This is a genomic window from Pseudomonas sp. St290, from assembly GCF_018325805.1.
Taxonomy (GTDB): Bacteria; Pseudomonadota; Gammaproteobacteria; order Pseudomonadales; family Pseudomonadaceae; genus Aquipseudomonas; species Aquipseudomonas bijieensis.
Genome location: NZ_AP014703.1, coordinates 260109 through 276316 on the forward strand (window position 1 = coordinate 260109; position 16208 = coordinate 276316).

11 protein-coding genes are annotated in these 16208 nt (G+C 60.7%); 4 read left to right on the plus strand and 7 right to left on the minus strand.

Translation table 11 applies throughout. The features are described from left to right. Positions 1-58: 58 nt before the first annotated feature. A complete protein-coding gene (locus PBDP_RS01145) occupies positions 59-1939 on the plus strand; it encodes a methyl-accepting chemotaxis protein (RefSeq protein ID WP_109756647.1) in 1881 nt (626 codons plus the stop codon). Positions 1940-2404: 465 nt separating this feature from the next. On the opposite strand, the gene PBDP_RS01150 is transcribed toward PBDP_RS01145, so the two are convergent. From PBDP_RS01150 to PBDP_RS01170, 5 genes are all read right to left on the minus strand, one after another. After that, positions 2405-2869, minus strand: a complete 465-nt coding sequence (locus tag PBDP_RS01150; protein WP_212801710.1) for an SRPBCC family protein — start codon at positions 2867-2869, stop codon at positions 2405-2407. 32 nt (positions 2870-2901) lie between these two features. Then, the gene (locus PBDP_RS01155) at positions 2902-6447 is read right to left on the minus strand and encodes a non-ribosomal peptide synthetase (protein ID WP_212801711.1); all 3546 of its coding nucleotides are present in this window, start codon (positions 6445-6447) and stop codon (positions 2902-2904) included. Positions 6448-6457: 10 nt separating this feature from the next. After that, positions 6458-7390: a diiron oxygenase gene (locus PBDP_RS01160; RefSeq protein WP_163855824.1), complete on the minus strand. Its 933-nt coding sequence runs from the start codon at positions 7388-7390 to the stop codon at positions 6458-6460. Continuing rightward, a complete protein-coding gene (locus PBDP_RS01165; RefSeq protein WP_109756642.1) occupies positions 7387-8163 on the minus strand; it encodes a DUF3050 domain-containing protein in 777 nt (258 codons plus the stop codon). Before PBDP_RS01165 ends, PBDP_RS01160 begins: the two co-directional genes overlap by 4 nt. 685 nt (positions 8164-8848) lie before the next feature. Next, positions 8849-9541, minus strand: coding sequence for a GntR family transcriptional regulator (locus PBDP_RS01170; protein WP_109756641.1), 693 nt, complete (start codon positions 9539-9541; stop codon positions 8849-8851). Positions 9542-9809: 268 nt separating this feature from the next. Between PBDP_RS01170 and lapG the strand changes: the two genes are divergently transcribed. Both lapG and lapD read left to right on the plus strand, forming a co-directional pair. Continuing rightward, positions 9810-10433 carry a cysteine protease LapG gene (gene lapG / locus PBDP_RS01175; RefSeq protein WP_502936866.1) on the plus strand — a complete coding sequence of 208 codons (624 nt, stop codon included), beginning with the start codon at positions 9810-9812 and terminating at the stop codon, positions 10431-10433. 14 nt (positions 10434-10447) lie between these two features. Continuing rightward, a complete protein-coding gene (gene lapD, locus PBDP_RS01180; protein WP_116833903.1) occupies positions 10448-12394 on the plus strand; it encodes a cyclic di-GMP receptor LapD in 1947 nt (648 codons plus the stop codon). Between the two features lie 911 nt (positions 12395-13305). On the opposite strand, the gene PBDP_RS01185 is transcribed toward lapD, so the two are convergent. Further along, the gene (locus tag PBDP_RS01185) at positions 13306-14607 is read right to left on the minus strand and encodes an IS4 family transposase (RefSeq protein WP_212802470.1); all 1302 of its coding nucleotides are present in this window, start codon (positions 14605-14607) and stop codon (positions 13306-13308) included. 493 nt (positions 14608-15100) lie between these two features. On the opposite strand from PBDP_RS01185, the gene PBDP_RS01190 reads away from it, so the two are divergent. Beyond that, a complete protein-coding gene (locus PBDP_RS01190) occupies positions 15101-15472 on the plus strand; it encodes a DUF6124 family protein (RefSeq protein WP_109756638.1) in 372 nt (123 codons plus the stop codon). 322 nt (positions 15473-15794) lie between these two features. Here the strand turns inward: PBDP_RS01190 and PBDP_RS01195 are convergent, their stop codons facing one another. Further along, positions 15795-16133, minus strand: a complete 339-nt coding sequence (locus tag PBDP_RS01195) for a hypothetical protein (RefSeq protein ID WP_003196545.1) — start codon at positions 16131-16133, stop codon at positions 15795-15797. Positions 16134-16208 lie beyond the last annotated feature (75 nt).

Consider the following 16208-nt stretch of genomic DNA (forward strand, 5'->3'; position numbering starts at 1 on the left):
ACATGGAACGTTGCAAACCTGGAATGCACCCCCACTCCTTGCATAAGAAGCCTCCTCGATGAATCTAAAGTTCAGTCACAAAATCCTTCTGGCCGCCTCTGGCGTGGTGGTTCTGGCTTTTGCCCTGTTCACCCTCTACAACGATTATTTGCAGCGCAACACCATCGGCAGCAGCCTTGAGTCGTCCATCGAGCAATCCGGCGACCTGACCGCCAGCAGCATCCAGAACTGGATGAGTGGCCGGATACTGGTGCTGGAAAACCTGGCGCAAAACATCGCCCATCAAGGCACTGGTGCGGATCTGCCGGGGTTGGTCGATCAGCCGGCGCTGACGTCGAACTTCCAGTTCACTTATGTGGGCCAGGCCAACGGTGTCTTCACTCAACGTCCTGACGCAAAAATGCCTGACGGCTACGACCCGCGTCAGCGCCCTTGGTACAAACAAGCCGTGAGCGCCGATAAAACCATGCTGACCCCGCCTTATCTGGCGGCGGTGGGTGGCCTGGTGGTGACCATTGCCCTGCCGGTGAAGCACAACGGCGAATTGCTCGGCGTGGTGGGCGGCGACCTGAGCCTGGAAACCCTGGTGAAAATCATCAACTCCGTGGATTTCGGTGGTATCGGCCATGCGTTCCTGGTCAGCGGCGACGGTCAGGTGATCGTCAGTCCGGATAAAGACCAGGTGATGAAGAACCTCAAGGACATCTACCCCGGCACCCCCGTGCGCATTGGCAAGGGTATCCAGGAGGTCGAGCTCAACGGCCAGGACCGTATCCTTTCGTTTACCCCTGTGACCGGCCTGCCGAACGCCGAGTGGTACATCGGCCTGTCGATCGACAAGGCCAAGGCCTACGCACCGCTGAGCCAGTTCCGTACGTCTGCGTTGATTGCGATGTTTGTCGCGGTGGCGGCCATTGCCTTGCTGCTGAGCATGCTGATCCAGGTGTTGATGCGTCCATTGACCACCATGGGCCGCGCCATGCAGGACATCGCCCAGGGCGAAGGTGACCTGACCCGGCGCCTGGTCGTACAGGGCAAGGACGAATTCGCCGTGTTGGGTGGTTCGTTCAACCAGTTCGTGGAGCGGATTCACGCATCGATCTCGGAAGTGTCTTCCGCGACTCGCCAGGTGCATGACCTGTCGCAGCGGGTGATGACCTCGTCCAACGCTTCGCTCGTCGGCTCGGATGAGCAGAGCGCCCGTACCAACAGCGTGGCCGCGGCTATCAACCAGTTGGGCGCCGCGACCCAGGAAATCGCCCGCAATGCCGCCGACGCCTCGCAACATGCCAGCGGTGCCAGCGAACAGGCCGATGACGGTCGCCAGGTGGTGGAAAAAACCATCCAGGCCATGACCGAGCTGTCGCAGAAGATCAGCCTTTCCTGCACTCAGATCGAAACCCTGAACGCCAGCACCGATAACATCGGGCACATCCTGGATGTGATCAAGGGCATCTCCCAGCAAACCAACCTGCTGGCCCTGAACGCCGCCATCGAAGCGGCCCGGGCCGGTGAAGCCGGGCGTGGTTTTGCGGTGGTGGCCGATGAAGTGCGCAACCTGGCGCACCGCACCCAGGAGTCGGCGGAAGAAATCCACAAGATGATCACCTCGCTTCAAGTCGGCTCCCGTGAAGCGGTGACGACGATGAACGCCAGCCAGACCTCCAGCGAAGAAAGCGTGGAAGTGGCTAACCAGGCGGGTCTGCGACTGGTCAGCGTGACGCAGCGCATCGGTGAGATCGACGGCATGAACCAGTCGGTGGCCGCCGCGACCGAAGAACAGACTGCCGTGGTGGAAACCCTCAACATGGACGTCAGCCACATCAACCTGCTGAACCAGCAAAGCGTGGCCAACCTCAATGAAACCCTGAAGGATTGCGATGCCTTGTCGCAACAGGCCAATCGACTGAAGCAGTTGGTGGACAGCTTCAAGATCTGACATCACCGCTAACCGCGATACCGCAATCGCGAGCAGGCTCGCCCCCACAGGGATTGGCGGTGAGCCTGGATCTTCGGCCCACCCCGGAACCAGTGTGGGAGCGAGCCTGCTCGCGATGACGGCGACACAGCAAGCATCATTGCCAACTGACCCACCGCTATCGCGAGCAAGCCTGCTCCCACAAGGGATTGGCGGTGAGCCTGGATCTTTGGCCCACCCCGGAACCAGTGTGGGAGCGAGCCTGCTCGCGATGACGGCGACACAGCAAGCATCATTGCCAACTGACCCACCGCTATCGCGAGCAAGCCTGCTCCCACAAGGGATTGGCGGTGAGCCTGGATCTTTGGCCCACCCCGGAACCAGTGTGGGAGCGAGCCTGCTCGCGATGACGGCGACACAGCAAGCATCATTGCCAACTGACCCACCGCTTTCGCGAGCAAGCCCGCTCCCACAAGGGAGTGGTGCTTACTTGAACATCACTTGCACATTCCCCATCGCCTCATCGGCAAATCCTTGCAGGAAATCCCTGAACCCCGACGGTGTATGAGCATCGGTGTGGTCAGCGATGATGGTCCAGGTGGCGCGGCAGCGGTTGTCGCTCAGGGGCTCCACGCGCATCGCCGCCCAGAGGTTGTCGATGCCCAGGGTGTTGTAGATCAGCGTCCAGGTCATGTGCATGGCCTGGTCGTCCCGGCTGTTGAGCTGTTCCACCACCAGGTTCTGCCCGTCGCGGAAGAATTTCTTGCGCAGGGACCTCACGCCATCACCGGTCATTTCGATACGCTCCAGCGCCGGAATGAAACGGTTGAATCCGCCAAAATCACCCACCACCTCCCAGACGCGCGCCGCGTCGGCTGGCACCTCCACCGAGGTTTCGACGTGGCAGGCATGGGGGTTCTTGATCAGGGTGTCGGGTTGAAATGCACTCATGGTCTTGCTCCTTGCTTTGGGTTGAGGGTGTTTCAGATGAAGTCGATAGCCTTGAGGTAATCAGCGCCGCGGCGTAACAGGGCCGGGGACTTTTCCGGGTAGCGGGCGCCCATCTGCCGCACACCGGCGCGGGCGTTGTCATGGCTGATCAGCGAGATGTCGCCGATGTCTTCCTCGAAGCCGTTGAGGTAGAAACCCAGCACGCCAAATAACGCGTTGTCGGCATCGACCCGCGCCAGTTGCCGTTGCCACTCGGCGACGCTCACCAGGGAGAACTCCCGGCCGCTGTCGCGGAACGACGCCACATAAGCGTCCCAGCTCAACGGCTCGGGGTTGTGCAGGTTGAACACCGCTTGCGTCGGCTGGTAGCGGCTGGCGTGGAAGGCGATGAAGCGGGCCAGGAAGTCCACCGGCATCAGGTCGAAATTGAGAGACAGGTCTGGCACCTGGCCGAGCTGGATCGAGCCCTTGAGCATCAGCATCAAGCGATTCTTATGGGGCTGGCAGACCCCGGTCAGGCTGTTGAAACTGATGTTGCCGGGGCGGAACAGATTGACCCAAACCCCGCGATCCCGAGCGCGCTGCAGGATCCGTTCGCCCACCCATTTGGACAGGTTGTAGCCGTTCTTGATGTAGATCGGTGGGGTCTTGGCGGCGGGCTGTTCCAGCACCTGGCCGTCGGCATCCAGGGCACTGGACGCCGAAAGCGTGGAGACGAAGTTGAAGATCTTCTTGCTGCGCCCCTCACACAAGCGCAGGCATTCGAAGATCGGCTCCACGTTGTCCCGCGCCAGGGACTCGTAGTCGAGCACATGGTTGACGTGGGCCGCGTTGTGCACCAGCGCACCGAAGGTACGGTCGATGTGCGCATAGACGTCGTCCGGCAGACCCAGTTGCGGCTGGGTGATGTCGGCGGCATACACGCTGACGCGGTCCAGATCCAGGTGGGTCAGGTGATTGTCCTGAAGCGCCTGGGAGAACCGCTCGGCCGCGCTTTGTTCCGCGCTGGCACGTACCAGGCACGCGACTTCGGTGGCGCCCCAGGCCAGCAACGCTTCGACGATGTGCACCCCGAGAAAGCTGTTGGCGCCGGTCACTACCACCTTATGCACATCGCCGCATTGGCTGATGGGCAGCGGATCGAGGTTGAGCTCGGCCTCGGCATCGATGAAGGCCTGGGTGCTGAGGGTCGATGCGCTGTTTTGTTCAGGGTCGTCCAGCAACTTCGCCATGGTCATCAACGTCGGCGCTTCGATGAAGCGATTGATCGACAGGCTGCGGCCGAACGTCTGGCGGATACTCAGCAGCAGTCGTGACAGCAGGATCGAGTGCCCGCCCAGGTTGAAGAAGCTTTCGTCGGTGGCGATGTCTTCGACCGGCAGCTCCAGCAGATCGGCCCACAGTTGCCGCAGTTGCGTCTCCAGGGCGCTCTGCGGCTGGCGCCGCTGGCCGTCGGCGTGCACCTGCACCGCCATGGCGAGCAATGCCCGACGATCGACCTTGCCATTGCTGGTGTAAGGCAGGCTGGGCAGCTCGACGTAGGCCGCCGGGTGCATGTAGCTGGGCAAGCTGTTCTGCACATGCTCGCGCAGGGCCTGGAGGGCAGCGCCGGGTCGCGCTTGCTCGGGATGCACCAGGAACGCCAGGATCCGCCGTCGTTCATCGACTCCCACCGCCACCTGGCGAAACAACTGGCTGTCGCGCAGGCAATGCTCGATTTCCTCGGGTTCGACCCGAAAGCCGCGGATCTTCACCTGGTTATCCCGCCGCCCGCTCAATTCAATGCCGTTGTCGGTCCATTGCCCGATATCTCCCGTGCGATAGACCCGCAGCGTTTGCCCGGTGGGCAGCGTCAGGTCGAGGTAGCGCGTCGCGCTCAGCGCCGGATCGTTCAGATAACCCAGGCCGACACCCGGGCCGGCGATGTACAGCTCGCCGGGGACACCTTGGGGAACCGGTTGCAGTTGTTCGTCCAGGATCAGTACCCGACCGTTGGCGATGGGCACGCCAAGGTTGCGGTTGTTGTCGCCGACGCTGAATGGCCGCGTGGTCGCCAGCACCGTGGTTTCGGTCGGGCCGTAGATATTGTGGAACTGGCATTGTGGTGCGAGCTGTTCGATCACGAACGGCTCGCAGACATCGCCACCGGTGATCAAGTGCGTCAGGCCGAGCGGGGCATCGAGGGGCATGACGCTCAACAGCGCAGGCGGCAAAAAGGCGTGGCTGATGTGCTGTTGGTGAATCAACGCGACCAATTGCTGCGGATCGCGGCGTTGGTCTTCGCTGGGTACCACCAGCAGGGCGCCGTGGATGAACGTCGGCAGGATATCCAGCAGCGAGGCGTCAAAGTTGATGGTGGAAAACTGCAACACGCGGCTGTCGCGCTGCAACCCGACGTAGTCGCCGTACCAGGCGCAGAAATGGCTGAGGTTGCGGTGACTGAGCAACACGCCCTTGGGCTGGCCGGTGGTGCCGGAGGTGTAGATCGCCACGGCCGGTTCATCGCTGTCGACCCTGCGGCGGATCAGCGAAGCGGGGATGCCTGGCTTGGGCATTGGCAGTTGATGGACATTCAGCGTGGGCAACGAGAGCTCGCCCAGGTCGCTGTCGCCGTCGTGCAGCAGCAGGTCCGCCTGGGCATTTTCCAGGATAAAGCGCCGACGTTGCGCCGGGTGCTGCGGGTCCAGTGGCAGATACACCGCCCCACAGCCCAGCACTGCCAGGATCGCCGCGTACAACTGCGCGGACTTGGGCAGGCACACGCCGATCACCTTGTGGGAGGAAGGCCTGTGGGAGGAAGGCTTGCCCCCGATGAACGATGACGCGGTTTGTTTGAGAGCATCGGTGTCTTCATCGCGGGCAAGCCTTGCTCCCACAGGTTCTCCAACAGCACCTTTCTCATGTTCTGCTCGTTGCAGTATTTCCAGCATCGGCTGCTGCAACCTCAGCGCCAGGCGGCGCAAGGATTTGTAGTCGATGAGTTGTCCATCGATCCACAGGGCCGGTTGCGTCGCATCATCGAGCATGCGCTGTTCGATGCTGTGCATCACCGGCACGTCGGCGGCGGCCAGCAGCCAGGGTACCGGCGGCCGATTGAGGCCGTGCTCGAACGCCAGCGGCTCCAGCGCATCGAGCCCGAGCAGGGGGGCGGCGACAGTGTCAGCGTGTGCCGTCGGCCAGTGATCGAAGCAGGTTTGATCCCGGGATAACTGGCTGACCAGTCGTGCGCCCGTCTCGACCAGCGTCGCCAGCGTACGCAGGCGCAACGATTGACCATTGCCGTCACGTTGCGTCGCGATCACTTCCTGGCACAACAGCCGCTGCGCAGCGTCGCTGAACACCAACACCGGTTGCGGTAATACCTGCCCGGGCATGGCCTGCAACGCCACGCGTACCTGAAGGCAAGAGCGGGCCTGGGTGTTGCACTGCACGGTACCATCGTCGATCAACAGGTCGACCGCGCCGTGCCCGGACGGCGATTGCCGATCCACCACACCGTGGCCATGCAGCTCCAGTTCCCGGGCCAGTTCGGCCATGGCCTGGCTTGTGCCAGGCACTGCGATTTCGAGGCGTCTCATCGAAAGGTCCTCATGGGGTCAGGTAATCGGCAAGGGCGTCGCGTACGCAGGGGGACGCGAGCATCGAGCTGCCACGGAAAAAGCGCGTGATGTTGCCCACCAACGGGTGAAAACGATTGATGGGATACGCCAGTGCACTGGCGTCTTCACGCAGCGACTGGCGCACCGACTCGTCGACGGGCAGGTGCGCGATCAGCTCGAAGTCGAACGCTTGCTGCAGGTCGCTCGCCAGGTATTGGGCGATGAAACCGGGCATCAATCGGGCAATCGCCTCTTGGTCTTCCTCGGGGGCGGTGCGCCAATAGATCTGCACCAGTCGGGTCCAGAAACCGGAGTGCCGTCCCTCGTCGAGCAAGTGATCGGCCATCAGCCCCTTGATCGAGGCCTTGACCGAGTCGTCCCGGGCGAATGCGGCCACTTCGTTGGTCACGGTGTTCTCGGCGATGGCGATGCAGATCAGCTCCACGGCGCTGAGCAAATGCTCCGGCGCCCGGGCCAGGGTCGCCGGTATGGCGCGGCTGAGTTCGATCTGCCCAGGCAACGGGATAGGATCGATGCCGGTCATGTCGATGGTCTGTTGCATGAAGTCCATCGCCACCAGCGCGTGATAATCCTCGTCCACCACCACGGTCATCGCGTCATAACGGCAGGCGAACGGGAACTCGATGCCGAAGCGGTTCTTGGCGATGCGCCGGGCGGTGTGGTCCACCAACTCGGTCTCGAAAATCACCACGTCGTTGATGAACTTGTAGAGGCTCTGCACCAGCACAAAGTCGCGCAGTTGCGCACAGTGGCTGAGGAAGGTCTGGCTGTGCACCAGCGGCTGGCGACTCATGGGGAAGATCAGCTTGTCGTCGTCTTCGACCCGGCGCCGTGGTCGGGTGCGGATGGTGGCGCGGCTTTCCCAGGCGTCGGCGAAGGATTGGTAAGGGATGGCGTTCATGGCATCACCTGCGCAACCGGCTGGGCCATGCTCTGACGCAGGCCGTCCCACAAGGCCGCACGGCTGTGGACCGCGGCGAGTGCGGCGACCAGTACCTCGGTTTCACGTTGCGGGTCGCCGTCGATCAGCCGGGCCAAGAGTTTTTCCGCTGCCGGGCCATGGTCTTCGGAATCGACTTCGATGTGCCGTTGCAGGTAGTAGCGAAAGGTCGGTGCCTGATCCAGGCCTATGCCCCAGGCATCCAGCATGCGCTGGAACATCTGCGGGATGACGCTCTCGCGTCCATGCACGAACGCGGCGGCCACGCTGTGAGCCGGGGCGTGCAGGGCGGTGTGCAAGGTTTGGCGGACGAAGCGTGCCGCCGCCGGCTCGACATCGACACTCTCCAGCGCCGTTTCGGGGCTGACGCCTTCCTGCTGCAGAGTGATGAATTGCTCGATGGCGCGGGTATCGGCACCGACCTCGCGCATGGCATCCAGGTACAGTTCGAAATGGCTGCAATAGCCTGCTCCTGGGCGGTCATCCGATTCCTCGCCCAAGACGATTTCGTTGATCAGGCGTGCCGCGTGCGGGTCTGCCGGCGGCAGCCAGGGCAGGTGCACGCAGGTCAGCTCCCGTTGCAGCCGTTTGGTCAGTGACATGAAGTCCCACACGGCAAACACATGGCTTTCCATAAAGCGGCGTAACAGATCGATTGATGTTATTTCGGAAAAAACCGGATGTTGGCCAAGTTCGTGTTTTTTTAGAGATAGTTGTTCTTTGGTTGGCTGCATTGGAACGTCCTCATCAATGATGTCTTATCCGGAAGGCGGCTCGTTATTTAATTAGGGCGAGCGGGTGCCTGAATCGGAATCCATGAATTACCAAGTAGCTTAAATATTCGCCTTTAGTACGTGTTTCTGGCTTGCTGCGCCTGTATTTAAAGGGTTCTCGGGGAGTTGAAAGGGTCGCCAAGAGTGCGACGAACAAAAAACTAATACATGAAACAAGTAAGCGGCAAGTAATTTTTTAATTATTTTAAGTTGGCTGTTTATTGGGCGCGAAGAGGGTTTTTAAAACTTTTTATATAAGTTTTATTGGGGCGAAGAAGCTCCTTCCGATTTAGGGGTATCAGAATCGAATAGTTCGAGTGAATGCCTCACTCGGAGCACTTCAGGGATCGGGGAGTTAAGAAGTTTTATGTTATGGGCAGGACGTCGGTCGGACATCCGATCATCCCGCCGGTTGGACGACGCTCCTTGCGTATTGGCTTCGATTCGTCTGGTTTCAGCCAGGCGTTGACTTCTTCAGGTCTGTTTTGAATCGACAAGCGCAAGAGTGAGCCCAAATCGATGGCAGTGCCATTGAACTGATGGGACGACGAGTCGCGGCCACGGCCAGGCCGCGCCGCGCAGGCGACAAGTGAGTCGGAAGGATATGTAAGAAGTTTTTACGCCGGCCGGAGCGGCCGGTGTGGGATCAAGGGTTCGACGACTGTTCCAGATAGCGGCGCATGGTGACGGAGGCTTTTTCCAGGTGCAGCTCCAGCAATACGATGGCCTTATCGATGTCCTTGGCACGCGCGGCGTCGAGCAGCGCGCGATGGTCGTCCTGGCTCAACTTGCCCAGCCCCATGGATGACAGGTGAAAGCGCAGGAAGCGCTCTTCTTCATTGAGCTCGCGCTCGATCAGGTCCAGCAGTTTGCTGTTGGGGGCCTTGTGATAAAGCGACATGTGGAACAGCCGGTTGAGCTTGCCGATCTCGGCGTGATCGGTTTCCGTTTCCAGTTGTTCGATGTACTGGGCGGCCAGTGCCAGGTCGCTGTCATCGAGCAGCGGGATGGACAGGCGCAGGGCGAAAGCTTCCAGGACCGAACGCAGGGCGTAGGTTTCTACTGCATTGTTGGTAATCAATGGCGCCACTACGGCACCCTTGTGCTGGACCACATTGAGCAGTGACTGCGCCTCCAACTGGCGCAATGCCTCGCGTACGGGCATGCGGCTCACGCCGAACAGGTCGGCCAGTTCCTGCTGGCGCAGGGCGGTGCCGCAAGGCAGGCGTCCATCGAGGATGGCCTCGCGCAGAGACTCTTCGATGATCGAACGTGCCTGGTCAGCCGGGATGGGCCCGTTGACCTGGATAGTGCTAAGCGGTTTTGGCTTCTGTGTCACGACAACACCTGACTGGTAGTAACGAAATTGGATCCAAGCCAACGTTAGTTACAGATTTCCAAGCCGTCAAAATCTCGCGGCCCCAGTTCCTGAACTAAAGTTTAGTCTGCCTGCGGTGATTGCACCCTGCCATTGTCTTTTAGTGGGCCAGGCTTCACCATCCAACGAATTTCCAACGGCCCTTTTCGGACGTATTCCCTTGGCTGCACCTTTCCCTGTTCTCAGGTCCTTGCGCTGGCTGTGTTCGGCATTGCTGCTGGCCGGCCTGATGCTGGGTGGCCTACGGGCTGACTGGGACTTTGCGCAGATCAGCCGACGGGCGCAAGCGTTATATGGTCCCTTGGGCGAAGGGCAGCAACGGATCGACGCGTGGCAGCAATTGTTGGCGACGCAGAAACAGATCCCGGAACTGGAACAGCTCAAGGTGGTGAACCTGTTCTTCAACAAACAGGTGCGCTACGTGGAAGACATCGACCTGTGGCGCGAGGTCGACTACTGGGAAACCCCGATCCAGGCCCTGTGGAAGGGGGCCGGCGATTGTGAGGACTACGCCATCGCCAAGTATTTCAGCCTGCGTCATCTCGGGGTGTCCAGTGACAAGCTGCGCATCACCTACGTCAAGGCCTTGCGGCAGAACCGTGCGCACATGGTGCTCACCTATTACGCCACGCCCGAGGCGATGCCGCTGGTCCTCGACAGCCTGATCGACGGCATCCTGCCGGCCAGCCTGCGAACCGACTTGCTCCCGGTCTACTCTTTCAATGCCGAAGGGCTGTGGCTGCCGGGCGCCAAGGGCAACAAAAAAGTGGGAGACACCAAGCGCCTGTCCCGGTGGCAGGATGTGTTGAAAAAAATGCAGGCCGAAGGTTTTCCGGTCGAGACGACTAACTAGGAGCGCGCGCTCAGATGTCCTTGTTCAAACAGCTGTTGATCGCTATCTGTCTGTTCCTGGTGGTTGCCTTCAGCGGCAGCTTCATGGTCAGCCTGGAGAGCTCGCGGGCCCAGTACGTCAACCAGTTACGCTCCCACGCCCAGGACGCGGCCACGGCGCTGGCGTTGTCGTTGACACCGAACATCGACGACCCGGCGATGGTGGAGCTGATGGTCAGCTCGATCTTCGATAGCGGCTACTACGCCAGCATTCGCGTGGTCGATGTGGCCACCGACAAGACCCTTGTCGAACGTACCGGCACGCCGGACGCCGGCAGCGTGCCGCAGTGGTTCGTCAAGCTGATCGGCCTGGAACCGGCCGGCGGCGATGCAATCGTCAGCCGCGGCTGGGAACAGGCGGCGCGGGTCGAAGTGGTCAGCCACCCGATGTTTGCCCTTGCCAAGCTGTGGCAGAGCGCGCTGGGCAGCCTGGGTTGGTTGCTGCTGTGCGGCGCCGTGAGCGCGGTGCTGGGGGCCTTGCTGCTGCGTCGCCAGCTCAAGCCGCTGGACTACATGGTGCATCAGTCCCATGCCATCGCCCGACGCGAGTTCCTGAGCCTGCCGGAGCTGCCACGCACGCCTGAACTGCGGCGCGTGGTGCAGGCGATGAACCAGATGGTCGAGAAACTCAAGGCGCTGTTCCAGGAGCAGGCCGAGCGCAGCGAGAAGCTGCGGGTCGAGTCTTACCAGGACAATCTCACGGGCCTGGCCAACCGGCGTTATTTCGAGATGCAGCTCAACGCGCGAGTGAGCAACCCGGAGCAGGCCAGCTCCGGTTATCTGCTGTTGTTGCGGGTCAAGGACCTGGCCGGTTTGAACCAGCGGTTGGGCGGGCAGCGTACCGACCAGTTGCTCCAGGCGGTGGGCGAGCAATTGCTGCGCGAATGCGCGCGGTATCCGGAAACCCATAACCTGGTCACGCGTATTCGCGGTGGCGAGTTCGCGGTGCTGGCACCTGGGCTGGTGCGCGAGGAAGCGCTGCAACTGGCGCAGAACCTCGAAGCCGCGTTGGCGAGCTTGCATGCCACCGGTGCGACGGATGTGGCGTCGGTGGCCTCCATCGGGCTGGCGCCGTTCGTCCATGGCGACTCGCCGCAAGCGGTGCTCCAGCTTGGCGACCAGGCTTTGGCCCAGGCCGAAAGCCAGGGCGAACCGGGTTGGGCCTGCCTGGACCACAGCGCCTCGGCGAGCGTCGGCGATGATCACCATGCCTGGCACACGTTGCTCGACCAGGCCTTGAATCATCAGCGATTCGAGCTGTACTTCCAGCCGGTGGTGGCTGCCCAGGACACCCAGGTAGTGTTGCATTACAAGGTGCTGTCGCGTTTGTTGGACGAGCAGGGTCAGACGATTCCCGCCGGGCGGTTCTTGCCGTGGTTGGAGCGCTTTGGCTGGACCGCGCGCCTGGACCGTTTGATGCTCGAACAGGTGCTCGAGCAAATGGCCGGGCATGAGCAATCCCTGGCGTTGAACCTGTCTTCGGCGACCTTGGCCGATCCGCAGGCGCTGAACAAGGTCTTTGAAGTCCTGCGGGCGCATTCCAACCTTGGGTCGCGCTTGACCTTGGAGATTGGTGAAGAGCAATTGCCGGAGCAAGCTGTCCTGGAACAATTGACCCGGCGTTTGCGCGAGCTTGGCTTCTCTCTGAGCCTGCAGCGTTTTGGTGGGCGGTTCAGCATGATCGGTAACTTGTCGCGGTTGGGGTTGGCTTACCTGAAGATCGATGGCAGCTATATTCGTGCGATTGATCAGGAAAGTGACAAGCGACTGTTCATCGAGGCGATTCAGCGTGCGGCTCACAGTATTGACTTGCCGTTGATTGCTGAGCGGGTTGAGACGGAGGGGGAGTTGGCGGTGATTCGGGAGATGGGGTTGTTTGGGGTGCAGGGGCAGTTGGTTGGGGAGCCTCGGCGTTGGGGGTGAGGTTTGTTGACCTTCTGACCGAGTACATATCCATTGCTGCGGTAACGGCCACTGGCGGTTACGCCCTTACGGCGTGTCACTTTTGGCAAACGCCCCAAAAGTAACCAAAAGGTCTTGCCCCACCACTCGGTGCCTCGCCTAGGCTCGGCATGCCCTCACTCCGGCATTGCTCCGTGGGCCCGCCGCGAAGGACCATCCATGGTCCAGCGCGGCTATCCCGGCATCCATGCCGGGATGCCCACTCCACAATACCTGCGTTCGGCCAGCGTGGTTAACGGGGCCCCCAGATCAAAAGCCGAAGCGAGGCGGCCTGACAGCCGACCTGGCTCTCCCGGCCGTACTCCGGTCCCATTGTGGGAGCGAGCTTGCTCGCGATGCGGAGGGTCAGTTTGTGGTGATGTTGGATACCCACAGGGTTTTTGGGAGCGGCACAGTCCTGTGGCGAGGGGATTTATCCCCGCTGGGCTGCGCAGCAGCCCTAAAGCAATGAACTCAGCCTTCCTGGCACACCGAGTTGCTTGGTTTGGGGGCCGCTGCGCAGCCCAACGGGGATAAATCCCCTCGCCACAAAAGCTTCCCAGCCATCACGGCACAGATTGATCAACGGTAAACGCTATGCGAGCTTGCTCGCGATAGCGGTGGTTCAGTCATATGTCTACTGGGCTTGCTGGCCTCTTCGCGAGCAGGCTCGCTCCCACAGAGGAACGCGATCCCCATCAAGAACCAGGTCCGCTATCAGGCCGCCTCGCGGTGGACGTAGATTTTGGCGCCCCGTTAACCACGATGGCCGAACGCAGGCATTGCGCAGTGGGCATCCCGGCATGGATGCCGGGATAGCCGCGCTGGACCATGGATGGCCCTTCGCGGCGGCCCACGGAGCAATGCCGGAGCCGCCGTAAGGGCCATCCCTTTCAAGGTCTTTTCGTTTTGGCGGCCTTGATTACCCGGTCCGTTGAAACATGTGCATGCACCGCAGTGCCTTGCACCCATGTTTTGGGTTTAGGCACCTTGGGGCCCCGGGGATTTTTCGCAACTTGTTTTGGTTGGATGTTTCTGGCCAGTTCCAACAAGCGCTGGGCCAGTTTTTCCAGAGGTATGACGGGAAAACATTCCGAGGGCAGCGCAATTTGCAGGCCTTCATAACCACTCCGGACCTGAACCGCCAAGTGATAGGTTGAGGCTTCCCAGCCGTCAGGCTGGGAAGCCTGATGGGCTTGCTCGACGCTTCGTTTGAGTACGGCCAGGACGTTGTAGGCCAACACCGCAGTAGTGAACCCGAGCAATGCAGCCTTTGGGCTACCAAGGGTTTCGATTTCACTTTCCAGGATTGTTTCCAGTCGCTGGAACATGCCTTCAATGCTCCAGCGGCGGCGATAGAGTTCCGCGATCTGCTGCGCGCTGACGCCTTCAGGCAGGTTGCTCCAGAACATCAAGCTGCTGTCACCCGAGTCTGTTGGCGAATGAAGCGTCAGTTCGACACGCCGACACTGATAACCGCCTCTGACCTGAATGATCTGCTCACGCACAGTGCCTGTTTCCACAGGCACTGGCTCTTGCCACTCACCCTCTTGAATCAAGCGTGGATGCTTGGCTTGCTGACGAATGACAAAGGAGGTTTGGACCTGCTCACAAGCCTCCATAACCGGGAGCGTGCAATAGAGTCGATCAGCCAGCCACACTTGGCCTGGCTCGGCATTGGCCAATAGGGGCAGCACACAAACGCGCTCGCTTGCGTAGGCATCTTCACATGCCTGCAGGTCGATGACTTGATCCAGGTCGGGGTCGTAGACAACCACCGAAAACCCGGGCCGAGCGGCGCCGCGCTCGTGGCGTAAAGCCCCCAGTCGTTTCTCAGTGGATGCCAAGTGATTACCGTCCACCACCCGAACCTGCCAACCCGGCAACATCGTCGTGCAACCCAACTCCTTGATGGTTGGAGCCAGGCGCTGCGCACAGCCCGTGACCAGGGCGCGCAACAAAGCTGGCTCGGTACGACTGATCTTGTCGTAGAGGGCCGCCAGGCTGACAGGAAGATCTTCCAGTTGCCGCGCGGCGGCGTGAAGGGACGGCTTCAAGCCCAATGAAACAAGGGACATCAGCTTGATGATGGTCGAGAACAGTAGCTCACGAGAATACTGCCGTTGCCGATGTTCTTCGAAGACCTGATCGACCCACTCAGGGGCAATAGCGTGCTCCAGCGCCAATTTGGCCATAACGCTGGCAGGTGCTTTTTTCTCGAAACGCTCCAGAACATCGGCCCACATCGTTCGGGTATCCCTGATAGAAACTTCAGGGGATTTTACCTAAGACCTTGAAAGGGATGGCCGTAAGGGCGGAACCGTAAGTAGCCGTTACCGCAGAAACGGATATACACCCCCTCTAAAAGTAAGGTCCTAGGAGATTTCCTTCGAGTTGTGGCGAACTTGGTGAACTTGTCCGGCGTCTGCCCCGTGGCTAGTCTGGGTTTGTCACTGAAAAAACGGTGACACGGACGTGCAAGTCCGAAGAAACTGTTTAGGATGCGACGCTACATTGCTCAGGGGCTTTCTTCTGCCCACTGCTTTATGGCGGCTGCACGCAGGAGATCCTTGGATCTGCTGGGTGTCCTAAACAGGCCCGGTCTTGCACACCTGCGTACGGCCGCCACCCTTATTCGCGTGCAAGTGAACGGTGACGGTTTCCACTTAACTGTTTAGGAAGTCTCTAATGTTCAAGGTCACTCCGAATCCGCCAGAAAGCCCTGGCAACGCCTCCGACAAATCCTCGAAATCCAAAAAACTCGACGAAGCCGCCCAACGCGCCCTCGACTACTACCTCAATCCCAAACCAACCGATGACGCCTCGGGAAAAACCCAAACCGCCCAGCTCTTCATGGTCTCCCCAGACATCGACACCGAAACCCTCCTGGCCAATGCCTCCGAAGACTTGCTGTCCATCAGCGCCATCGCGGCCGACCTGGCTGATGACGTCGACGGCTCACGCCGCAGCGTAATCCTGGCGATCAGTCGAATGGCCGATGGGGTGCATTTGTTGGTGGAGCGGGCGATGGATCGGCTTGAAGTGCAAGCGTCGAGCTGACAGGCCTGCTGTGGATTGACGATTGCCATCGCGAGCAGGCTCGCTCCCACACGGGACCTGCTTCGAACCGGAATATGGAGATCAACACCGATCAACTGTGGGAGCGAGCTTGCTCGCGATGGCGTCAGCCCAGACGACCCAAAACCTGTGGCGAGGGGATTTATCCCCGCTGGGTTGCGCAGCAGCCCTAAAACCCGGCCGCCTCGGTGTGTCAGGCTGTTCACCTTCAAGCATCTGGGGCTGCTGCGCAGCCCAGCGGGGACAAATCCCCTCGCCACAGGGGTTGTGTGCTGCTCCGGCTGGTGTCAGCCCGGGCGTCAGCCTAGATCAACCCCTTCTCATCATCATCGATCAACCGGCTCAACCCACCCAATGCTTCCCGGGCCTGGGTGCGGTCCATCAGCTTGGCCTGGGCCGCCGGTGGCAGGTCAGTGACGCGGATGACGCCTTTGCTGGTCAGCACCTGGATCAAGTCGTCGAGTACCCGGATCATCTCCAGGTCGCTCTGCTTGAGCTGCTTGAGGCTGTTTTCCACCGCCTGGTTGGCGAACCAGTCCTGGATCTCGTGGTTGTCGGCCGGCAAGGTCTCGGTGGCTTCGGCGTAGGCGGTGGCTTCTACGCGCACCAGCAGGCCTTGTGCATCGCGTTGCACGTAAAACATCGGGCATCCCTCATGTATGAAGCGGCGTCATGCTGGGCAGCATAGGCCAACTGCAGAGGAGTATGAACACTTATC